This window comes from Bacillota bacterium (assembly GCA_012839765.1).
GTDB lineage: Bacteria > Bacillota > Limnochordia > DUMW01 > DUMW01 > DUMW01.
This window is the reverse complement of sequence record DUMW01000062.1, coordinates 12,590-34,308: the sequence shown is the minus strand read 5'-3', so window position 1 is coordinate 34,308 and position 21,719 is coordinate 12,590. Positions and strand designations below refer to the sequence as shown.

Below are 21,719 nucleotides of genomic sequence, written 5' to 3'. Positions count from 1 at the left end.
TTCAGCCTTCCCAGTGAGTATCATTTTCGTTAGTCTGTTGGAGATTGCCAGCTCTAAGGCCTGTTCCTTTTGTTAGGACAATAGTATAATGACGTTGATAGTGGAGGATTTGATGATGCAGGAAAAGCGGGTACGTCCAATTACCTTCATGGTCATTGCCCTTGTTGCCTTAGGGGTGGCAGGAATTGTACACCAACACAACGCAGGATCGGCCGAACTGTATGTTATACGGGAATTCTTGATGGACACCGTGGTGGAGATCCAGGTGCCCAAAAGGCATCAGACTGCAGCTCGGCAGGCGGTGGTCCGCTTGCGGGAACTGGCCCGGATTTTCGATCCCGAGACAGGGGAGATTGCTCAGATCAACGCTACCCTAGAGCCAGTGCCGGTAAGCCAGGAGGTCTATGATCTCTTCGAGCAGGTTCTGACCTATGCCTCCTTGGTCGAGGGATCCTTTGATGTAGGGTTAGGGGCATTGGTGGAGTTGTGGGATTTTACAGGCAGCAATCCCCAGGTGCCCGACATGAAGGCCCTGGAGGCGGCGAGGACCGCCTGGCAACCCATGGCCTTTCGTTTGGATCCGGAAAAGAGAACGGTCCAAAGGACCCACGCGGGTGTGAAATTGGAGCTTGGCGGCGTGGCCAAGGGGTTTATCGTTGATGAGACGGTGGCTAGCCTCCGTGCCCAGGGGGTGGATTCGGGCCTGGTGAATGCCGGTGGAGATCTCTTTACCATCGGGGGTCGCCCCGCCGGCGGTCCATGGCGGATCGCAGTTCGGCATCCCCGCAATGCCAGTGGGGTGTTGGGGGTTCTGCGCGTCGAAGATCGAGCTGTGGCCACTTCGGGTGATTACCAGCGGTATTTCATACAGGATGGGCAGCGCTACCACCACATCCTGGATCCCCAGACGGGGTGGCCTGCAGACCAGTGTATCAGTGTCACGGTGATTACCGGTTCGGTAACCTTAGCGGATCTTTTGGCCACCGCGGCCTTTGTCCTGGGGCCCGAGGCGGGGATGGCGTTGATCGAAGGCGTCCCAGCTACAGAGGGAATCATCGTGGACTGGCAGGGCCGGGTGCATTTGTCCGGAGGACTAGATCCCGCCCAATGGCCCCCTCGGATTGAGGTGACGGAATGATCCGGAATCCTTCTACCACAGTACGATTGGGGCTACTGCTGGGTTTAGCCACGGCTTTGTGGTTCGTTGAAAACCTGCTTCCCATCCCCAGCGTGATCCCCGGAGCAAGACTGGGCCTAGCCAACGTGGTCCTCTTGGTGGTTGTCCGCTTCGATCTGAAGGAAGCCTTGTTCTTGAATCTGGCCCGGGGCCTACTTGTTTCCCTCATTACCGGCACCACCTTTGGTTTTACCTTTATGTTGAGCTTGGGAGGCGGGGTGTCTGCCGCTTTAGCGATGGCCGGGATCAATCGCTGGTGGCCGGATCAGGTGAGTGCAATTGGCCTTAGCATTGCCGGAGCCTTTGCCCATAACTTGACCCAAGTGATCCTTGCCATAGTGCTTTTGGGACATCGGGGCATCATCTTCTATTTGCCCTATTTTCTCATTTTTTCGCTACCCACAGGTTTTTTCACTGGGATTGTGGCCCATTACATTTTGCAGGCCACCGGATGGCAGCGGATCTTTGGATTGGAAAGGGGGAAGACCCGTGCGTAGATATCTTTCCTTACTGAAAAAAGGGGATTTTGTCATTATGGGGGTCATTCTGGGGTCTTTCCTGCTTTCCCTGGGGGTTCTTTCTCCCCGGCTCCATGGAGGACAATTGCAGCTCGTTGTCTCCGTCGGCGGGAAGGAAGTCTACCGCCAATGGTGGGACCGGGAAGGAACTTACACGGTGGATATCGATCTGCCTGGGAAGGGGGAGGCGGTGCTGGAGGTCAGTCCCACGGGGGTGCGCATGCGGCCCTTGCCCTTGGAAATCTGTCCTGGCCAAATCTGTAGTCACCTGGGAACCATCTCCCGCCCGGGGCAAGCGATCATTTGTCTGCCTAACCGTCTCATTGTAGAATTGGTTGGGGACTCAATGGACGCGGAGATCGACGGAATTACCCAATAGGATTGTAAGGAGGGAGCCACCATGAGCACAGTGGTCCTGATTAAGGCAGAAGACTATGCACCCCAGACTATGGCCCGGGCCTTTGCTGAACTGGATGCTTCCTTGGACGAGATGGGTGTTAGGCTTATGCCGGTGCCGACCCTGATCAAGCCTAACCTGCTGTGCGCGGCCCCGCCGGAGGCGGCGGTGTGTACCCACCCGGCGGTGGTGGAGGGGCTTGTCGGACTGTTACATAGAAAGAACATCACTGACTTGTCCCTGGGGGACAGTCCCGGCTTTGGCAGTTTGGAGCGGGTGGCCAAAAGTGCAGGGATGGAGAAGGTCTGTGGTGAAGGAAACGTATCCCTGGTAAGATTCAGTCCCGGTGTGGAGGTGGCGGTGGAAGGCCAACGGATCCGCCGTGCCGTCATTGCACAGCCCGTTGCCCAGGCCCGGCAGATCATTAACGTAGCGAAATTGAAAACCCATGGCCTAATGGGTTTTACGGGGGCGGTGAAGAACCTCTTCGGATGCATTCCCGGCACGGAAAAAGCCACCATGCACCTGCGCCTGGCTGATCGGGAACACTTTGCGGGCATGTTGGTAGATCTCTATCTGGCCCTTAAGCCCCAGTTGTCGATCATTGACGGGATCGTGGCCATGGAAGGACAAGGACCCCGGCAGGGCAACCCGCGACCGGTGGGGCTGTTGATTGCTGGTACCGACGGGGTGGCGGTAGATGCGGTGGCCTGCGCGGTGGTGGGTATTGATCCCATGAGTATCCCCACCATCCGGGTGGCCCACCAACAGGGTGTCGGACAGGGGGACTTGACCAAGATTCGGATCTTAGGAGCACCTTTAGAGGAAGTACAAGTAAGAGATTTCAAACCTGCGGAGACTTCGGTCACCTTGGGGGGCGTGCCCAAACCGATCTGGAACCTGCTACAAAAGCAGCTTACCTCCCGACCGTATATTATTACCGAGCGTTGTGTGGGCTGTGGTGTTTGTGCCCGTTGTTGCCCTGCGGATACCATTGTGTTGGATAAGACCGCGAAGATTGTTGACGATAAGTGTATCCGCTGCTATTGTTGTCACGAGCTGTGTCCAGAGGATGCGGTGGGCCTGGCCCCGGGATTTTTGCAACGGGTGATCGGCTTTTTCAGGAAATAGAGGTATGCGGCCACTGGGCCGCATACCTTAGGAAAACGGACTAGCTGTCAGTATGTGCACCGGCTTATCTGTTGCCCTGTTGGGCATCCGGTTCAAGTCCGAAGCTGGGCTTCTGACCGCTTTGGAGCTGCTGAGCCAAGGACTGCTCAGCGGCCGCGATCATCCGCCGGACCATGTGGCCACCCACGGAGCCACACTCCCGAGAGGAGATGTTCCCCCAGTAGCCACTCTGGTACTCAGGGTTGATCCCCAGCTCGCTGGCCACTTCGTACTTGAACTGGTCCAGAGCCTGCATCGCACCGGTAATTACAGGTTTATTACGACTACGCTGTTGCCCTAAAGCCATCTCGACACCTCCTTTCGGTCTTAGGATTACCCGTGGGACCCACTGCATACGAGTTAATTGTTACCGAAGTTAGGCACCGAGTGGCTTTTTTGCTTGGGTAAGGTGAAGTTCAGGCCAGCTCCAATAGCTGCTGTAGCATTTTAGCGTTCTGCACTGCCTTGCCCTGGTAGTGGTTGTTCATACTGATGAAGACCGCGTCGGTGTGATCCTTGAGGCGTCGGAGCTTGGGCAGCCATTCGGCCAGTTCCTCCACGCTGTAGAAATAGTCGTACCGCTGGTGGGCTGCTTCGTGGTGGTACCATTTTTCTTGGTTGCGCCCATGGAAGCGCACGTAACCCAGACGGGTGGTGGCTACGGCTAAAGCCTGCATCAGACCCTTGATGCGCGGTTGATCGACACAGACGAAGCCCAGCTGTTGTTCTTTCAACAAATCGAAGACTTCCTGTTGTAACCACTTCACATTCCGGAATTCCACGAACAGCGGCCACTGATACCCGAACCCTGTACGCAGCCTGACTAGGTATTCCCGGTTTTCTGGTGTGGGATGGAAGCTGTAGGGAAACTGGAGGAGAATCCCCGCCAGTTTGCCTTCCCTGGCCAGGGGATCCAGGGCATCGAGGAAACCGGTTAGGTCCTCAGGGGTGAAGTCTCTGGAATGGGTCATGGAGCTGTGGGCTTTGACGGTGAATAGGAAATCCTTGGGGGTCCGGGTGGCCATGCGGGCCAAAATGTGCTTCTGGGGCATCCGATAGTAGGTGAAATTCAGCTCTGTAAAGGAAAACAGTTGTGCGTAAAGCTCCAACATCGCTTCGTTCTTGGTACCCGGCGGATAGACCGGGCCTACCCAATCCCGATAACTATACCCGGAGGTGCCAATGTAGAACATATCTTCACTTCCTTTGGGTAAGCTCATTTAATTATACTATGCAAGCAAATGCCGGAATAGAGGGAGGACGTGATCGATGGATTGCGGGTGGTTCAACAACGGGGCCAAGAGGTCACCGTGTTGTTCTAGGCGGCTGAATAGATTGGTGATGGTGAACTGATCCGGTGTGATCGCATCCAGCTCCTCCCACAGAAGCGGTGTAGATACCGGTGCCTGGGATCGAGCCCGTACACTGTAGGGTGCCACGATGGTCTTGCCCGGCAGATTTTGCAAATGGTCCACATAGACCCGTCCGGCGCGCTTACGGACCAGTCGCTCGGTGGTGACCTTTTCCGGGATGGTCCGTTCCAAAAGCTGTCCAATATAAGCTACAAAGCTACTGGTTACTTGAAAATCGTACTTAGGAGGAATGCCGATACAGATGTGCAGACCAGTAGCACCCGACGTCTTTACAAACCCTACCAAATCCAGCTGTTCCAGTAGCTTTCTAACCAATTTGGCCACCAGTACTACATCGGACCAGCTGCAGCCCGGCGCCGGATCCAGGTCAATTACGATCTGGTTGGGATGATCCGGATGTTCGATGGTGGAAAGCCAGGGATGGATTTCGATGGCCCCCTGGTTGGCCAACCAGGCCAAGGTGGCCGGCTCCTTTGCAAGGATGTATTCGGTGATACCGTGCTGGGACGCAACAGGATATCTTTTGATCCATTGGGGAGCATACGGCGGGCATTGTTTCTGATAAAACCCCTTTTCACTGATCCCCTGGGGGTAGCGGATTACCGTGAGGGGGCGGCGAGCTAAGTGGGGCAACAGGTAAGGGGCAACGCGGGTATAGTACTGTACCAAATGGGCTTTGGTGAGACCAGCGTCGGGCCAGAGGACTTTGGTGAGGTTAGTGAGGATCAGTTCTCGGTCTCCCAAGACGGTCACTTGTTTACGGTCCATAGTTGTGCCTCCAGACATTCCTTTGGTCCTTTGTCTTGGCGCAGGCCCACGAAGACAGGATGGCGTAAAAAACCCTGGGGGGTAACCTCCAAGTAGCGCACGGCGCAGACTAGCACTGGGTGAACCCAGTGGGCTCCGGTACCTATTGCCTGTGGTACCGGGGCCGGCGGCGTATCCCTTTCGAGGTTACCGAGGACAGTGAAGAGGGTCTGACGTACTTGTTGATCAAAACCCGTGCCCACACTACCAATGTAGCGGAAACCCGCGGGGGTGGCTACTCCCAAGAGCAAGGCTCCGATGGAGTGTTGGTTTTCCTGCTTGGTGTACCCCAGGATTACACAGTCCACTTCTTGCTCGATGCGGGTTTTCAACCAAAAACGACTTCGTTGGCCCGGCAGGTAGGGACTTTTTAACAGTTTGGCCACCGAGCCTTCGAAGGCTTGGGCCTTGCAAGCTTCGTGGAGCTGAATGCCGTTGGAAAACACGTATGGTGAGGCAATAAGCGAAGGACCGGGCTGAAAGAGCTTTGCTAGGTACTCCTTTCGCCGATACAGAGGTTCTTGTAGTAGGGGACGTCCTTCGTAGTACAGAAGATCGAAGGCTACGTAGGTGGCCGGCAAGCTGTGACTTAGCGCGTCGATGACCCCAGGCCGGCGCGGAGTTAGTCGTTTTTGAATTCCGGCAAATTGAGCTTTTCCCTCCTGAATCACTACCAATTCCCCATCGAGGATGGTCCCTTGGGCCTCCAAGTGGGTGTGCAACTGGGCAAGCTCTGGAAACAGCGGGGTAAGATCCCGTAGGTTGCGACTTTGTAATTTGGTTGCCCCCTGGGCAAAGAGGAGACAACGGATTCCATCCCACTTGGGTTCAAAAAGATACTCTGGAGAGTCAAAGGGTGGGCTGCTTTGGGCCAGCATGGGTTTCACTACGGTGGGAAGGGAATCGCTCACCTGTACGCTCAGCTCCCATGGGTGGCTTGGACCACCTTCAGGCTTTCCTCTAGGGCTTTCAGCAGATCCAGCACTTCCGCCGAGTCCTGGGCCGCCGGCGCCTGGTGGACTTCTTGGCCGGCGATCTTTTGTTCAATGAGACGCAGGAGGGCTATCCGGTAATCATCGGTGTATTTTTCCGGCGCAAAGGTGTCCGTAAGGCTGCCAATGAGACTGATGGCCATGTCCACTTCTTTCGGGTTCAGGGCGACTTCCCTGGGGATTTCCAGTTGATCTAGGGGACGGATTTCATCGGGGAAAAACATGGTCTCCAAGACCAGGGCGCTATTCTGCACCCGGATGGCACAGAGGGATTGTTTGGCCCGTAGTACCACCTTGGCAATGGCGATACGGTTGGTTTCCGTCATGGCAAGCCGCAGCAGGGCGTAGGCCTTCTGTCCCGTGGGTTGGGGTGCCAAATAATAGGTCTTGTGGTAATATACCGGGTCGATTTCCTGCAAGTTGACGAAGTCGATGATATCGATGGTCTTCGTGGCTTCACCTGGGAGATTATCCAGGTCGGCCTCGGTGAGTACCACGAACTGCCCCGGTGCATACTCGTAGCCCCGGATGATCTCCTCAGCAGGCACCTCCCTTTGGCAGTGGGGACAGGACTTCTGGTACTGCAACGGTGTGTTACACACTTGGTGCAGCTGCCGGAATTTTACGGATTTCTCTTCGGTGGCCGCATACATCTGTACGGGGATATTCACCAAACCAAAGCTAATGGCCCCTTTCCAAAGACTGCGCATGGTCATACCCCCTTTTGGATCTTTAGTAGTATTACCGGCGCAAAGTCTTTCATACAATGGTATGAATATCGATGTTAGACGAAGACAACGGGAGATATCTGGAGCAAAACGCCATTAACGGTGTAGTTGTGTGTTTTGACTCGTTCCGTGGGATGCTGTATACTCAGACTTGCCTTGAGGTTGAAGGCATTGGGCGAATAGCTCAGCTGGGAGAGCACCTGCCTTACAAGCAGGGGGTCACAGGTTCGAGCCCTGTTTCGCCCACCATAAATCAACAGTCGCGGAGCCGTGGTGTAGCCCGGTTTAACACGCCGGCCTGTCACGCCGGAGATCGCGGGTTCAAATCCCGTCGGCTCCGCCATCTTAGTGCCGAGATAGCTCAGTTGGTAGAGCAGGGGACTGAAAATCCCCGTGTCCCCAGTTCGATTCTGGGTCTCGGCACCATTTTTTTGTCTCTTGTTAGCCCTCGGATTTGTAGTCCCACCACTTTGTTCCAACGGTTCAAAAGCTTGTCTCCCTAGTAAGCTTGTGGTATAATACCCATGATAAGAGCATTAACCTGAGCTCTCTGTTTTCTCGCATTGGCAATCAGGATATATTCATAGTGTTAGGGAGTGAAGATCTTGCCTAAAATCACATTCATGGGCGCCGGAAGCACGGTCTTTGCAAAGAACGTGTTAGGCGATTGCATTCTGACACCTGCCTTGGCAGAGTCCGAGTTCGCATTGTATGACATAGACCCTCAGCGCCTTGATGATTCCTTCCAGATGCTCACCAATCTCAACCAGAACCACGGTGGGAAAGCCAAGATTGTGGCCTACACCGACCGAAAAGCTGCACTGAAGGATGCGGATTACGTAATCAATGCGATCCAGGTGGGTGGTTACGAACCTTGTACCGTCATCGACTTTGAAATTCCGAAAAAGTATGGTCTACGTCAGACCATTGGGGACACCCTGGGGATCGGTGGTATCTTCCGGGCTTTGCGGACCATCCCTGTCCTGTTGGAGTTTGCCGAGGATATGGAGGAAGTCTGCCCCAATGCTTGGTTCCTGAACTACACTAACCCCATGGCGATGGTGACCGGTGCTATGCAGCGGGCTACCAACATCAAGACCGTAGGTCTTTGCCACAGTGTGCAGGTTTGCGTGCCCCATTTGCTCCAGTCCCTTGGCATGGATCCTACGGGTGTCCAGTGGAAGATTGCCGGAATCAACCACCAGGCTTGGTTGCTGGAAGTCACTAAGGACGGTAAGGATCTCTATCCTGAGATCAAGGAACGGGCTGCCCAACGGCCGACTCCTCACAGTGACATGGTTCGCTATGAGATCATGAAGCAGTTCGGCTATTACCTCACCGAATCCAGCGAACATTCGGCGGAATATCTACCTTACTTTATCAAGAGTAAGTACCCTGAGCTGATCGAACGGTTCAACATTCCGTTGGATGAGTATCCCAGACGGTGTGTCGCCCAGATCAAGCGCTGGGAGACTATGCGTAAGGATCTGGTGGAGAATAAGCAGATCACCCATAAGCGCACCAACGAGTACGCCTCGTATATCATGGAGGCCATGGAGCTGGACAAGCCCTTCAAGATCCACGGTAATGTGCCCAACACCGGGTTGATCACTAACTTACCGAAGGAAGCCTGTGTGGAAGTGCCTTGCCTGGTGGATGCCAACGGCATTACTCCTTGCTATGTGGGCGACTTGCCACCGCAGCTGGCGGCCCTGAACCGGACCAATATCAACGTGCAGCTGTTGACCATTGAGGCTGCTTTGACCCTGAAAAAAGAGTATGTATACCATGCTGCGCTGTTGGATCCCCATACCAGCTCCGAACTGAGCATCGATGAGATTATCAGTATGTGTGATGAGTTGTTTGAGGCTCACAAGGACTGGTTGCCGGAGTATAAGTAAGTAGAGACATAAAGATAAAGAGGATAAAAAGAACGGCCAAGTTAGTCTTGGCCGTTCTTTTTATGGTGTCACGGTCATGATTTCCCGGGCAATGTCCGGGTAGGTGGCGATGAACCGCAGTTCATCATCGGTGAGGGGCTTTTGGGTGTGGACGTTGGCGTACCGGACCAAGTCTAGGATCATTTCTGCTTCCTTGTCGTCCTTGAACTCGATTTCCAGCCGCTCGTAGACGTTACGGAACCCCTTAATGCCGCTGTATTCTCCTGTGGTGATCTGTCGTCCAGTCTCGATGATCTCCGGTTCACCTCGGCCCAGCTCCTCGAAATCAAACAGTTCATAGTTCCGGCGGTCCTTCAGGGCACCGTCTACGTGGATCCCCGACTCATGGGCAAAGGCGTTAGCCCCTACGGCCACCTGGTTGATGGGGATGGGTACGCCAAAACACAGGGAGGCGTATTTCGCGATCCGCCAGGCGCAGGAGAGATCGATCCGTTCATCCAGGGGATAGCGCTCGGCGAAATCCTTGGACTTGAGCACGGCTAAAATAGTGGATACCAGATCAGCGTTGCCGGCGCGTTCACCCATACCGTTTACCGTGGTATTGATGTAGCAGTCCACGCCCGCATCCAGGGCAGCCTTGGCTCCGGCTAGGGAGCAGCCCACTGCCATTCCTAGATCGTTGTGGCAATGCATCTCGATGGGCATCTGGGTATGGGATGCTAGATGATAGACCCCTTCATAGATGGTGAAGGGATTGTCATAGCCAAGGGTGTCGCAGTAGCGGATACGATCGGCACCGGCTTCCTTAGCGGCCAGGGCGAATTCCACTAAATAGTCCCGATCGGTGCGAGAGGCGTCTTCCGCGTTGACCCCGATGGATTCGGCGCCCCGTTCCTTTGCAGTCTTTACCGCCTCTACCATCATATTGATGATGTCCTGACGGTTCTTCCGTCCCTGAAACTTGCCGTAGAGCATCTGGTCCGAGGTGGAGATGGAGAGGTTGACGTGCTTGATGTTGACCCGGTCAAAGGCCTTTTCCACGTCTTCCCGGATGGCCCGCAGCCAACCGCCCAAGCGCATGGGTTGGATTACTCCCATTTCCGCCAGTTTCAAGTTGGCCTTCAGGTAATTTACCTCATGGCGGGTAACGGGAAAGCCGAACTCGCTTTGGAAGATCCCCATCTGATTGAGATAAATGTTCAGCATGGTCTTCTCGAGTTTGGCCAGCCCCAGTCGCGACGTTTGGACCCCGTCCCGGTTAGTTACATCAATGATGTAGATTTTGCTTTTGCTTTGCATGTCCATACAGCTTCGTACCTCCACAGATGTTAAAATCCTGATGAGAACAGTAAGTGGGCAAGAAATATATATGTTTCCTTATTCTATCAGATCCTGAATGCGTGGTAAATAGGGTGATGGAGGAAATCACTTTTTTGTGTGTGGGTGGTAAGGGAGCCAATGGTTCGCTCCGACAGGACCTAAGAAATCTGAACAAAAATGTGCGGTTAGGGGGTTGCATTAGAAAAAGACCTATGCTATAATCAACTTGCGCAGGTGAGGAAAGCGCACTCGGGCGGAAGTAGTTCAGTGGTAGAACACCACCTTGCCAAGGTGGGGGTCGCGGGTTCAAGTCCCGTCTTCCGCTCCATTTTTATACCCGGCGGCATGGCCAAGTGGTAAGGCAGGGGTCTGCAAAACCCTTATCCCCAGTTCGAATCTGGGTGCCGCCTCCAAAACGTGGGGAAGTAGCTCAGCTGGGAGAGCATCCGTTTGACGTGCGGAAGGTCCACGGTTCGATCCCGTGCTTCCCCACCATTTTTTTGCCTGGCAGCGGAAAAGCTGCTTTTTTTTGTTTATCTACCTACCTTTTTGCCTTTCTCTCATCATCTCATAACTCCCGACCCTTGTACATATACTATACGGTACATCAGAGAGTAGGGAGCGATGCGCGTGGAACTTGCCAAGGTCGGGACAAGCAAAGCATTTCCCCGCGTTCAACAGCGTTTCCACCTGTTTCGGGATCTGTTGTGCAGCGAAGGGATCCGCATGGACATCGGGGAACATAAGTTGGGCCAGCTGGTCTTCTATTCCTGTCATTTACATACCCACGGGGTGGTGGAAATCTGCCGCTATCAGTTGGCGGAAACCATTGCCGATATTATCACGGAAATCCTGCAGGTGGAATACATCCGGCGGATCCTTCGGTGTCATTACACGGGCTTTGACCGGGTGGAGGAAGGCAACATCTGTGCCGAGGCCCAAAGGTTAGCCTATAACCCCCGGCGGAGGACACAGATTCTCTTCGCCCTGTTGGAATACCTACAGCATCACGCCTATGTGCACGTGGACGGTTTTGTGCGGTTCCGGTTGCGGGACTACTGGGAGGAACTGGTGGATTGTGTCGATCTTGCGGTGGGCAATTTCCAGGAACAAAAAGAACATGAGGAGTTTGTAAAACTCTTGAAATTTTTCGTGGAGGTGCAAGAACCCCGGATCGATACGGTCCAGGTTATGCGCAGGAACCTTGGTGGTTATTCCCTGGTGGATCAGCATTTCAGGCCCGTGGACGCGCGGCTTCTTCACGGCCTGTCTTTGGAGCCGGGCAGTGGTGGGGTAAGCGGTGAAGACTTACTGCTCAGTGCTTTGGTGACCCTTGCTCCGGTAAGTATTATCTTGCATCTTCCCCCTGATCCTTTGTTGGGGACCATCGATGAGGTGTTTCGGCAGCGGATCCGGTATTGTCCCGGTTGTCCCCTCTGTCGCTGACGCATGGAAAGCAACCCGCAGAGCCTGTGTGGATCCAACCCGCAGGCCCTTTTCTTTTTTGGAGAGCCTTCGCTGACTATCCGCCTTCTATGCCCTTGTACAGGCCATCCCCATTGGGTAAGATAGAAGATATGAAGTCCGTTGAGGAGGACACCCCATGTCTTGGGAGCTTCTGCTTATGACTGGAATGGGCGCCTTCATTGGCTGGATTACCAACCGCATTGCCATCCGAATGCTGTTTCGCCCCTATAGGCCGTGGGGTATTGGGCGGTTCTCTCTGCAGGGTCTCTTGCCAGCACGGCAGCAGGAGCTCGCGCGGGTGGTGGGGGAGACGGTGGCAAAAGAGCTGCTACCCCAGGACAAGCTCGCCAGTCTCTTTACCGAAGGCCCCATATTGGAAGAAATGGCCGCGGCCTTGGGTACCCATGTTAGTCTGCGGCTGGAGGAGAAACTGCCGAAGTTCTTGCCCGGGGCTGTGCGGCAGTACCTCATTGGTGAAATCGTCCAGGCCATCGACCGGGAGTTTCGGGGAATGTTGCCCGGTGTGGTGGAAAGTGTGCAGCGGGTGATCAACGAGGAAGTCAACGTGGCTAAAATCATCGAGGAAACCATTCTCGGCTTTGATCTGCGGGAGCTGGAACGCCTTGTGCTTTCCGTGGTGAGCACGGAACTGCGATATATTGAACTTTGGGGGATGGTCCTCGGCGGTCTGTTGGGGTTGACCCAGTGGGGATTGAGATATCTACCCTTATGACCGTGGAGTCGGTACCTATTGGAAGGGGAGGAGTAACGGATGCGCTGGGTTGTGGGTATCTTCAGTTGCTGGCTGATTGTGGGTTTCGCTTTTGGGGCTTTGGCCCAGGAGGGGATGGAACCTCAGGTGCTGTCCGTCTATTACACCGAGGAACCACCGGTAATTGACGGGGACCTGGCGGAATGGGAACACCTCACCCCCATTTACCTCAGCAGTGCAGCACCGCCTTGGTTACAGGGGTTTCGGGTCTGGGAGCCCCTGGTGACCAGGGAGCCGGTGATTGCCCCTACCTTTAGCAGTGCCCAGATCTGGCTGTTGTGGGATCAGCATAATCTGTACCTTGCCGCAAGGATCTGGGAGGAGGATGTATCCAAATACTCCCGATTAAACCTGTACATAGATCCCCAGGGCAGGCGGTCCAATAAGGTGTTGCCGGACCAAGTCTGTTTCCGGGTGGCCAACCAGACAAGTCTCCGGGACGGTGCGGTGCAGGAGGACCTACAGAGTCGACGTACCAGCCCCCTGTGGGAAGTGGTGACCGCCCCTTGGAGCGGGGGCTGGACCCTGGAGGCGGTTTTGCCTTTGAATGGTGTGCTTGGTTCGGTCCTCCGGGCTAACATGGAGATGACCTGCGAGATTACCCTCGAGAAGATGGATCAGGATGGAAAGCGACTTTCCTCCTTGGCCTACTTCGGAGGGATGGAGCACTGGATCAAAAGTTACAGCTGGGGGACCTTGCTATTGAAAAAGTGAGGGCTGAGATGAAGGCCTGGCAGGGGTTTTTCGCTTCTAGGGCTTTGTCATTGTGCAGTTGACACTGTCCGTGGAGATGGATATAATGAAAGGCAAATATATATGCAATGGTGATGACGAGGAGAGTAACCTCCCTAAGGGTTGACAGAGAATGGAAGTCAGCGGCTGAAAGCTTCCTAACTACTGGGGCAGGTGAAGACCCCCTCCGAACTGCAGGCTGAACGATCTTTCGTCCAGTAGGCCGGGCCGGTTGCACCGTTACCGCAGTTAAAGAGGCCATCAAGAAGACTCGATTTTTGGTGGCAATTAGGGTGGAACCACGTGAGGTTGACCTCTCGTCCCTTGTAGGGCGGGAGGTTTTGTTTTATGTGGAGAAGCTGTTCGTGCCCGGTTGAAGACCTATACCTTGGAAGGGAAGTGTTTGTCGATGTCCGATATCGTTGTTACGTTGCCCGACCAATCGCAAAAGGGTTATCCCCAAGGGGTCACCCCCTATGACATCGCCCAGGATATTTCCGCGGGACTGGCCCGCCGGGCCGTGGCCGCGGTGGTAAACGAAGAAATGGTGGATCTATTCACCCCGCTGAAAGCAGACAGCGAAGTACGGCTCATTACCACCGACGATCCCGAAGCCTTGGAGATCCTCAGGCACACCACGGCCCACGTCATGGCCCAAGCGGTGCTGCGGGTTTTCCCGGGGGCAAAGCTGGCCATCGGTCCGGCCATCAGTGACGGCTTCTACTACGACTTCGATCTTGCCACCACCCTAGGTCCGGAGGAAATGGAGAAGATCGAGGCGGAAATGGAACGTATTATAAAGGAAGACTTAGGGATCACCCGGGCGGAAATGTCCAGGGAGGAGGCGATCGCCTTCTTCCAGGAACAGGGACAGGATTACAAAGTGGAGCTAATCAATGACCTGGGGGATGAGCGGGTCAGCCTGTATAGCCAAGGAGAGTTTGTAGACCTTTGCCGGGGTCCCCACCTGTCGTCTACGGGGAAGGTGCCAGCCTTCAAGCTGCTTAATACCGCGGGTGCCTATTGGCGGGGCGATTCCTCCCGGCCCATGTTGCAGCGAATCTATGGTACGGCTTTCTTCAAGAAGAAGGATCTGACGGATCATCTGCAGCGGTTGGAGGAGGCGGCTAAGCGGGACCATCGGAAACTGGGCAAGCAACTGGACCTTTTCAGCATTTGCGAGGAAGGACCGGGCTTTCCCGTCTTCCACCCCAAGGGAATGGCCATTCGGCGTAAACTGGAGGATTTCTGGCGCCGAGAGCATAAACTGCGGGGTTACCAGGAAATTCAGACGCCGGTCATCCTCAGTGAGGAACTTTGGAGGCAGTCGGGCCATTACGACCATTACCGGGAGAATATGTACTTCACCGAGATCGATGGGAGCAAATATGCGATCAAGCCCATGAACTGTCCCGGATCCCTTTTGGTCTACCGGCGGAAGATGCACTCCTATCGGGATCTGCCTTTGCGCTATGCCGAATTGGGGCTGGTACACCGCCATGAGCTGTCCGGGGTGCTCCACGGATTGATGCGGGTGCGGAACTTCACCCAGGACGATGCCCACATTTTCATGACTCCTGCCCACATCGAGGAGGAGATCCTGGGGGTCATGGACTTGGTGGACTATGTCTACAAAGACGTCTTCGGGTTCAATTATCATGTGGAGCTGAGTACCCGGCCGGAAAACTCCATGGGTTCCGACGAACTGTGGGAAAGGGCTACCGCAGCCCTGGAAGGAGCCTTAAAGCGTAAAGGTCTGTCCTACGTGGTTAACGAAGGGGATGGGGCCTTCTACGGTCCGAAGATCGATTTCCATCTCGAAGATTGCCTCGGCCGCACCTGGCAATGTGGAACCATCCAGCTGGATTTCCAGATGCCGGAGCGCTTTGATCTCACCTATATCGGGGAAGACGGGCAGAAGCACCGGCCGGTGATGATCCACCGGGTGGTCTTTGGCAGTATGGAGCGGTTCATTGGCATTCTCATCGAGCACTATGCGGGGGCTTTTCCCCTGTGGTTGGCGCCGGTGCAGGTACAGGTGATCCCGGTGGGACAGGAGTTTTTGCCCTATAGCCAAGAAGTGGCCAGCAAGCTGCTTTACGCCGGTTTTGAGGTGGAAGTGGATGAACGAGACGAGAAGGTAGGGTACAAAATCCGTAGTGCCCAACTGAATCAGGTCCCCTACATGCTCATTCTCGGTGAGAAGGAGCAGACTGATCAGTGCGTCTCCGTCCGTCATCGCCGGGAGGGTGATCTAGGCGCCATGGCCCTTGGGGAGTTCATCGAACGGTTGCGGAAGGAATCGGCGGTGGGTAGTGCCCGGGTTGAAATTTAGTGCCGCTGGTGTATTGACGCCTTCCCGGGGATATGCTACACTGTTGTTGCTTCAACAGATGCCATGCAAGTAGAAGTCATCCGCTTCTCACCTTGCGGCGACGCCAGCAAGGTCTAGAATACAACGCTAGAACGGGAATAAAGAGCGGGTGAATCGTCCGCTCTTTTTTTGTTGGCGGTCGAGAGAGGAAAAATACCAGGAGGTGACGAGTATTACCACCAAATTAAGGGTTAACCATGAGATACGCGCTCGCCAAGTCCGCGTTGTTGATTCCACCGGTGAACAACTGGGAATCATGCCGTTATCCCAAGGACTGAAGTTGGCTGAAGAAAGAGGGCAAGATCTCGTTGAAGTGGCCCCGAAGGCTGCTCCGCCCGTGTGCAGGATCATGGATTACGGGAAGTACAAGTACGAGCAGTCCAAACGGGAGAGGGAAGCTCGGAAGAAGCAGAAGGTTATCAACATCAAAGAGGTTCGTATGAGCCCCAAGATCGATGACCATGACTTTGACGTGCGGCTGCGCAATGCCGAGAAGTTCCTGAAAGCAGGGGACAAGGTTAAAGTTACGGTGCGGTTCCGGGGCCGGGAGATTGTCCATGCAGACCTGGCAGGAAAACGACTGCAGGAGTTTGCACAAAGGTTACAGGAAATAGGACAGATTGAGCGCGCGCCGGTCCTGGAGGGCCGAAACATGTTCATGATTTTGGCGCCGGTCAAGGATAAGCAGAGGGAGGCAAAGAACGATGCCTAAGTTGAAGACACATCGGGGAGCAGCAAAACGCTTTAAGAAGACCGCTACGGGTAAGATCAAGAAGAATAGTAACTATCGTTCCCACTTGCTGACAGGGAAAAGCCCGAAGCGCAAGAGAAGACTGCGCCAGCCATCCTATGTGAGCAAAGCAGATGAGCGGCGCGTCAAGAGAATGCTGCCTTACTAGAGTATTTAGCACAGGAGGTAACGTCTATGCCACGGGCTAAAGGTGGAACAGTAACACGTAGACGACATAAGAAAGTACTCAAACTGGCCAAAGGTTATTGGGGCAGGAAGAGCAAGATTTTCCGTCCTGCAAACCAGGCCGTGATGAAATCGCTATCGTACGCATATCGCGACCGGAAGGTCAAGAAGCGGGATTTCCGGAAGCTGTGGATTGCCCGGATCAACGCCGGCGCCCGGAATGCTGGTTTGTCTTACAACCGCTTTATCAGTGGCCTGCGCAAAGCGGGAGTGGATATCAACCGCAAGATGTTGGCAGAGCTGGCGGTGGAAGATACTGCGGCCTTCAACGAGTTGGTGGCCCTAGCAAAGCAGAGTCTGGAGAGTTAATCGGTGCAGCAGATTACTAGCCGGCAAAACCAGTACGTGAAAACTGCCCGTCTACTGAAGACCCGCAAAGGACGCCTCAAAGAGGGCAAGGTTCTCCTCGAGGGAGTCCGGTTGGTCGATGATGCTTTGCTGGTTGGTAATCTGCATTTTTGTTGGGCCCTGGTTACCAAAGAATTTTTGGATAGCGGTCAGCACCAAGGGTTGGCGCGAAGACTACAGACCCGCTGTCCAGTTTTTATGATTACCCAGGACCTCATGGAAGACATTGCCGATACACAACAGCCCCAAGGGATCGCCGCGGTGGTGGAACCGCCGGAATACGATCTGGAAGCCTGTCTCGGTTCCCATCCCTTGATTCTAATTGGTGATCGTATTGCCGACCCCGGCAATGCCGGGACCATCATTCGCACCGCGGCCGCCGCCCGGGCCAGCGGAGTGGTCTTCACCCCAGGCAGTGTGGACCTGTACAATCCCAAGTGTCTGCGGGCCAGCATGGGTGCTGTTTTTCGGATCCCCATCTGCCAGGAGGTGGCTCCGGCGGCCCTGGTGTCGTTACTCCAAGAGCACGGTATAACCCTCTATGGAGCCACAGGGCAGGGAGCTAGCTACTATACCGAAGTGGATTTCCGCCAGGCTGTGGCCATCGCCCTGGGTAGCGAGGCCTTTGGCCTTAGTCCCCAACTGGAGTCGATGGTCGCAGAAAGAGTTGCCATCCCTATGGGTAACGGTGTGGAGTCACTGAATGTGGCCATCGCCGCGGGAGTACTACTCTACGAGGCCCATCGGCAGCGATATTGTAAAGGGTAGATCGGTGTGCTATAATGGGACTAAGGTTTTCAGTTCAAGACTACCCTGAACGGGCGGAGGATCCTATGTCCACAGCTGATTTCTTTTGGAAGATCTTCGAATCGACCGGCTCCATCGTCGCGTATTTGTTATATAAACAACTGCGGACGATGTAATTTCAGCTGCCACCGTCCTATTCGGTTGGCAACTGGTGGACTGTTCACAAAGGGGATGGGAATTGCCTAGCATACCTGTGCAGTTTGGGGTGGTGTGCCAGGAAACAAGCCCGCTTGGGATGGCGGGAAGGTGTGGCACCGAAATGGATTGCGGAGGTTCTTTCACAGTGTGCGGAAGAACAGACAAGTCACGATGAAGTATCAATTTTGTGGGAAGGGCTTTCTTTCGTTGTGTAGATGACGGGAAAGCTCTTTTTTTAAGGGAGGCCTGCCCACGTGGAGGACAAGATTAGAACCATCGTCGAAGAGGGCGCACAGGAAATCCGTGGAGCCACGACCCTACGGGAGTTGGAGGAGCTCCGGGTGAAATACATAGGTAAGAAGGGCGTCCTCACCTCTTTATTGCGCAGCATTGGCCAATTGGATCCGGCAGAGCGGCCTAGGATGGGTCAACTGGTGAACCAGGCCCGGGAAGAACTGGAAAAGGTGCTGGCCCAGTGGGGGGAGAAATTGGCCGAGAGGGAGACCCAACGACGGCTGATGGAAGAAAAGGTGGATATCACCATGCCCGGCCGGCGTCCGGCCTTCGGTACTAAGCATCCTTTGACCCAGACCCTAGAAAGGATTAAGCGGATCTTCATTGGCTTAGGGTTCGAAGTGGTCCAGGGCCCCGAGGTGGAACTGGACTACTACAACTTCGAGGCTTTAAATGTGCCCAAGGACCATCCGGCCCGGGACATGCAGGACACCTTTTATATCGAAGGGGAAGTCCTACTTAGAACCCAGACTTCGCCGGTACAGATCCGGGTGATGGAGCAGAAACAGCCACCAATTCGTATCATCGCACCGGGCAAGGTGTACCGGTGCGATTCGGACGTTACCCATTCACCGATGTTTCACCAGGTGGAGGGGCTGGCGGTGGCGGAAGATATCACCTTCGGGGATCTGAAGGGGACCCTAGCGGCCTTTATCACGCAGTTCTTCGGCCCGGATACCCCTGTACGGTTCCGGCCTAGTTACTTTCCCTTTACGGAGCCTAGTGCCGAAGTGGACATCGGCTGTGTTATCTGTAAGGGGGAGGGCTGCCGGGTCTGTAAGAATACGGGCTGGCTGGAGGTATTGGGTTGTGGCATGGTCCATCCCAGTGTGTTGCGACAAGTGAACTACGACCCGGATCAGGTCACCGGGTTTGCCTTTGGCATGGGGGTGGAGCGACTGGCCATGCTCAGCTATCAGATCGATGATATTCGGTTGTTCTTCGAAAACGACTTGCGGTTCCTGAACCAGTTTTAGCTGGTGCCGGTAAAGATTTGGGGTGAACAAAGTTGCGGTTATCTTATCGATGGATTAAAGAATATGTGGACGTGGATTTGCCGGTGGACCAGTTGGCCGCAAGACTCACCATGAGCGGCGTTACGGTGGACCGGATGGAGCCCATGGGCACGGACTTCCAGGGTAAAGTGGTGGTGGGGAAGGTCCTGACAGTGAATCCCCATCCCAAGGCGGATCGGTTGACCCTTTGTCAGGTGGAAGTGGGCCCTGGGGATGTGCGGCGGGTGGTCTGTGGTGCTCCCAACGTGCGGGAAGGGATGCTGACGGCCATTGCCTTGCCCGGCGCCCATTTGCCAGGAGGATTAGAGATCAAGGAAGCAGTGATTCGGGGGGAAGCCTCGGCCGGTATGCTCTGTTCCTCCAGGGAATTGGGGATTGACGATGCGCACGAAGGGATCATTGAACTACCGGAGACCTGTGTGCCCGGTACCAGCATCGAAGAGGTCCTGCATCTGGACGATGTGGCCATTGAAATCGATATTTACGCTAACCGACCCGACCTTTTGAGCGTGATCGGCGTGGCTCGGGAAGTGGCCGCGATGCTGGGTAAGGAAGTGAAGTTGCCGGAGCCTGTTTTCCAGGAGTCCGCTGAGGCCATCGAACAATGCACCAGCGTGGAAGTGCAGGCACCGGATCTTTGCCCGCGGTACTGTGCCCGGCTGGTGCGGAACGTGAAGATTGGTCCTTCGCCTTTGTGGATGCAGCAGTATCTTCGGGCGGCGGGGATGCGGCCCATTAACAATATTGTGGATATTACTAACTTTGTGATGCTGGAGACCGGTCAGCCCCTCCATGCCTTCGACTACGACAGACTGGCCGAACAGAGACTGGTGGTCCGGCGGGCGGCTCCGGGAGAAGAGATGGTCACCCTAGACGATGTAACCCGGAAGTTGACCGAAGAGGACCTGGTGATCGCGGATGCTAAGGCCCCCGCCTGTATCGCGGGATTGATGGGTGGGGCCCACGTGGAGGTAACCGAGGAGACCAGGAATATCCTGCTGGAGTCTGCCAACTTCAAGGGAGCTAGTATCCGGCGCACGGGACGGCGCTTGGGTCTGCACAGTGAGGCGGCCGCCCGTTTTGAAAAGGGACTTCCTCCCGAGGGTACGGTTTATGCCCTAGAGCGGGCCTGTCAGTTGATGCAGGAGCTGGCCGGAGCCACGGTGGTGGCGGGCATGATCGACGTCAATAACGTGGAGGAGCAACCGAAGACCATCCATGTGCGGCCGGCGGTGGTGAACAAGGTCCTGGGTACAGCCATTGCAACCGAGGAAATGGTAAACATGCTCCAGCGGCTGGAGTTCGGGGTGGAGTATGATGGTGAGCACTTGATTGTCCAGGTGCCCAGCCACCGACGGGATCTGGGGATCGAGGCGGATATTATTGAGGAAGTAGCCCGCCTGTACGGGTATGATCAGATTGCCACCACCCTCCCTGTCACGGAGACGGTTTTTGCCGGACAGACCCAGATCCTTGTTAAGCAGGACCAGCTGCGGGAAATTCTCACCGGTTGCGGTCTTTACGAGGTCCTGACCTATAGCTTCATTAGTCCGGGGGACTTGGCGAAGTTAGGAGACGACTTGCAAGTATTTGGGCGGGATCTACACAACGTGCTCACCATTGCTAACCCTTTGAGTGAAGACCAGAGTGTGATGCGAACCAGTCTTGTGCCGGGCCTTTTGAATACGGCCCAAAGGAACTTTGCCCGCCAGGCGGAAAACGTATATCTATACGAATTGGGGCGGGTCTTCTGGCCAGTGGCCAGCGGTAAGTTGCCCGTGGAACGGGAGATGGGTGCGGTGCTGTTGAGTGGCCTGCGTCCGGGCACCACGTGGGGACAGGTGCCCAGCGAGGTAGATTTCTTTGATCTGAAAGGGATCATGGAACTCATCCTGGAACGACTGGGGGCAAAGGGAATCACCTTCGGACCCAGCCAGTGTCCCTTCCTGCATCCGGGACGACGCAGCGCCATCCTGGCCGGGGATGAATGTATCGGCCATTTTGGACAAGTGCATCCCCAGTGTGCGGCAGAATTCGACCTGGAGCGGCCGGTCTATGTGGCGGAATTCGATCTGGAGGCCTTGATCGCCCATTGCGACGATACCATTTCCTACGTGGGCATTGCCCGTTACCCCTTCGTAAAGAGGGATTTGGCCTTCCTGGTCCCTAATGATCTGGCGGCGGATCAAGTGGTCCAGGTGATCAAAGAGGTGGGCGGCTCCTTGGTGAAAGAGGTTCAATTGTTTGACGTGTATACCGGCAAGCAGATCCCCGCAGGCTACCGCAGTCTGGCCTATGGGGTGACCTATCAGGCGGAGGATCGGACCCTGGTTGATGAAGAGATTGTAGAGATCGAGAAGAAGATCCAGGAACGACTGGAGCAGTTGGGGGTAACTCTGCGACAGTAGTAAC

At 55.0% G+C, this 21,719-nt stretch carries 22 protein-coding genes, 6 tRNA genes and 2 other annotated features; of the genes, 22 read left to right on the top strand and 6 right to left on the bottom strand.

Annotated elements, in window-relative coordinates:
- Positions 1-88: 88 nt before the first annotated feature.
- Genes GXX57_06010 through GXX57_05995 form a run of 4 tightly spaced genes read left to right on the top strand, consistent with a single transcriptional unit; the run spans position 89 to position 3,223 of the window.
- On the top strand, positions 89-1,138 hold the full coding sequence (locus tag GXX57_06010; protein ID HHV44201.1) for an FAD:protein FMN transferase: 1,050 nt from the start codon (positions 89-91) through the stop codon (positions 1,136-1,138).
- The gene (locus tag GXX57_06005) at positions 1,135-1,674 is read left to right on the top strand and encodes a Gx transporter family protein (GenBank protein ID HHV44200.1); all 540 of its coding nucleotides are present in this window, start codon (positions 1,135-1,137) and stop codon (positions 1,672-1,674) included. Before GXX57_06010 ends, GXX57_06005 begins: the two co-directional genes overlap by 4 nt.
- Complete coding sequence (locus GXX57_06000; GenBank protein HHV44199.1) at positions 1,667-2,074, top strand: NusG domain II-containing protein; 408 nt, start codon at positions 1,667-1,669, stop codon at positions 2,072-2,074. Before GXX57_06005 ends, GXX57_06000 begins: the two co-directional genes overlap by 8 nt.
- A 21-nt stretch (positions 2,075-2,095) precedes the next feature.
- Entirely contained in the window at positions 2,096-3,223 is a 1,128-nt protein-coding gene (locus tag GXX57_05995; protein ID HHV44198.1) for a DUF362 domain-containing protein, read from the top strand.
- 64 nt (positions 3,224-3,287) lie between these two features.
- Here the strand turns inward: GXX57_05995 and GXX57_05990 are convergent, their stop codons facing one another.
- From GXX57_05990 to GXX57_05970, 5 genes are all read right to left on the bottom strand, one after another.
- Complete coding sequence (locus tag GXX57_05990; protein ID HHV44197.1) at positions 3,288-3,569, bottom strand: alpha/beta-type small acid-soluble spore protein; 282 nt, start codon at positions 3,567-3,569, stop codon at positions 3,288-3,290.
- Between the two features lie 109 nt (positions 3,570-3,678).
- Entirely contained in the window at positions 3,679-4,455 is a 777-nt protein-coding gene (locus GXX57_05985; GenBank protein HHV44196.1) for a DUF72 domain-containing protein, read from the bottom strand.
- A gap of 36 nt (positions 4,456-4,491) precedes the next feature.
- Positions 4,492-5,403: a DNA polymerase domain-containing protein gene (locus tag GXX57_05980; GenBank protein HHV44195.1), complete on the bottom strand. Its 912-nt coding sequence runs from the start codon at positions 5,401-5,403 to the stop codon at positions 4,492-4,494.
- Positions 5,385-6,353, bottom strand: a complete 969-nt coding sequence (locus GXX57_05975) for an ATP-dependent DNA ligase (protein ID HHV44194.1) — start codon at positions 6,351-6,353, stop codon at positions 5,385-5,387. Before GXX57_05975 ends, GXX57_05980 begins: the two co-directional genes overlap by 19 nt.
- An 8-nt stretch (positions 6,354-6,361) precedes the next feature.
- A complete protein-coding gene (locus tag GXX57_05970; protein HHV44193.1) occupies positions 6,362-7,144 on the bottom strand; it encodes a Ku protein in 783 nt (260 codons plus the stop codon).
- Positions 7,145-7,335: 191 nt separating this feature from the next.
- Here GXX57_05970 and GXX57_05965 point away from each other — a divergent pair.
- The 4 genes from GXX57_05965 (at position 7,336) to GXX57_05950 (ending at position 9,063) form a co-directional block, all read left to right on the top strand.
- Positions 7,336-7,411, top strand: a tRNA-Val gene (locus tag GXX57_05965).
- A 15-nt stretch (positions 7,412-7,426) separates the two neighbouring features.
- Positions 7,427-7,505 (top strand) — tRNA-Asp (locus tag GXX57_05960).
- Between the two features lie 7 nt (positions 7,506-7,512).
- Positions 7,513-7,588 (top strand) — tRNA-Phe (locus GXX57_05955).
- A 179-nt stretch (positions 7,589-7,767) separates the two neighbouring features.
- Complete coding sequence (locus GXX57_05950; GenBank protein ID HHV44192.1) at positions 7,768-9,063, top strand: alpha-glucosidase/alpha-galactosidase; 1,296 nt, start codon at positions 7,768-7,770, stop codon at positions 9,061-9,063.
- Between the two features lie 60 nt (positions 9,064-9,123).
- On the opposite strand, the gene GXX57_05945 is transcribed toward GXX57_05950, so the two are convergent.
- On the bottom strand, positions 9,124-10,362 hold the full coding sequence (locus GXX57_05945) for a homocitrate synthase (GenBank protein ID HHV44191.1): 1,239 nt from the start codon (positions 10,360-10,362) through the stop codon (positions 9,124-9,126).
- Positions 10,363-10,636: 274 nt separating this feature from the next.
- On the opposite strand from GXX57_05945, the gene GXX57_05940 reads away from it, so the two are divergent.
- The 14 genes from GXX57_05940 (at position 10,637) to GXX57_05875 (ending at position 21,715) form a co-directional block, all read left to right on the top strand.
- Positions 10,637-10,711, top strand: a tRNA-Gly gene (locus tag GXX57_05940).
- A gap of 11 nt (positions 10,712-10,722) precedes the next feature.
- A tRNA-Cys gene (locus GXX57_05935) sits at positions 10,723-10,796 on the top strand.
- 6 nt (positions 10,797-10,802) lie between these two features.
- Positions 10,803-10,878 (top strand) — tRNA-Val (locus GXX57_05930).
- A 135-nt stretch (positions 10,879-11,013) separates the two neighbouring features.
- On the top strand, positions 11,014-11,829 hold the full coding sequence (locus tag GXX57_05925) for a hypothetical protein (GenBank protein ID HHV44190.1): 816 nt from the start codon (positions 11,014-11,016) through the stop codon (positions 11,827-11,829).
- A gap of 157 nt (positions 11,830-11,986) precedes the next feature.
- Entirely contained in the window at positions 11,987-12,583 is a 597-nt protein-coding gene (locus GXX57_05920) for a DUF445 family protein (protein ID HHV44189.1), read from the top strand.
- 39 nt (positions 12,584-12,622) lie between these two features.
- The gene (locus tag GXX57_05915) at positions 12,623-13,336 is read left to right on the top strand and encodes a hypothetical protein (protein HHV44188.1); all 714 of its coding nucleotides are present in this window, start codon (positions 12,623-12,625) and stop codon (positions 13,334-13,336) included.
- Positions 13,337-13,440: 104 nt separating this feature from the next.
- Positions 13,441-13,682: a binding site (T-box leader), on the top strand.
- Positions 13,683-13,763: 81 nt separating this feature from the next.
- Positions 13,764-15,689, top strand: a complete 1,926-nt coding sequence (gene thrS, locus GXX57_05910) for a threonine--tRNA ligase (protein ID HHV44187.1) — start codon at positions 13,764-13,766, stop codon at positions 15,687-15,689.
- 61 nt (positions 15,690-15,750) lie between these two features.
- Positions 15,751-15,864, top strand: a sequence feature (ribosomal protein L20 leader region).
- A gap of 27 nt (positions 15,865-15,891) precedes the next feature.
- Positions 15,892-16,440, top strand: a complete 549-nt coding sequence (locus GXX57_05905) for a translation initiation factor IF-3 (protein HHV44186.1) — start codon at positions 15,892-15,894, stop codon at positions 16,438-16,440.
- Complete coding sequence (gene rpmI / locus GXX57_05900) at positions 16,433-16,627, top strand: 50S ribosomal protein L35 (protein ID HHV44185.1); 195 nt, start codon at positions 16,433-16,435, stop codon at positions 16,625-16,627. Before GXX57_05905 ends, rpmI begins: the two co-directional genes overlap by 8 nt.
- Before the next feature lie 26 nt (positions 16,628-16,653).
- A complete protein-coding gene (gene rplT / locus GXX57_05895; protein ID HHV44184.1) occupies positions 16,654-17,013 on the top strand; it encodes a 50S ribosomal protein L20 in 360 nt (119 codons plus the stop codon).
- A 3-nt stretch (positions 17,014-17,016) separates the two neighbouring features.
- On the top strand, positions 17,017-17,820 hold the full coding sequence (locus GXX57_05890; GenBank protein ID HHV44183.1) for an RNA methyltransferase: 804 nt from the start codon (positions 17,017-17,019) through the stop codon (positions 17,818-17,820).
- A gap of 65 nt (positions 17,821-17,885) precedes the next feature.
- A complete protein-coding gene (locus GXX57_05885) occupies positions 17,886-17,975 on the top strand; it encodes a YqzL family protein (GenBank protein HHV44182.1) in 90 nt (29 codons plus the stop codon).
- A 276-nt stretch (positions 17,976-18,251) separates the two neighbouring features.
- Positions 18,252-19,268 carry a phenylalanine--tRNA ligase subunit alpha gene (gene pheS, locus GXX57_05880; GenBank protein HHV44181.1) on the top strand — a complete coding sequence of 339 codons (1,017 nt, stop codon included), beginning with the start codon at positions 18,252-18,254 and terminating at the stop codon, positions 19,266-19,268.
- 32 nt (positions 19,269-19,300) lie between these two features.
- Positions 19,301-21,715 carry a phenylalanine--tRNA ligase subunit beta gene (locus GXX57_05875; GenBank protein ID HHV44180.1) on the top strand — a complete coding sequence of 805 codons (2,415 nt, stop codon included), beginning with the start codon at positions 19,301-19,303 and terminating at the stop codon, positions 21,713-21,715.
- Positions 21,716-21,719: the final 4 nt, after the last annotated feature.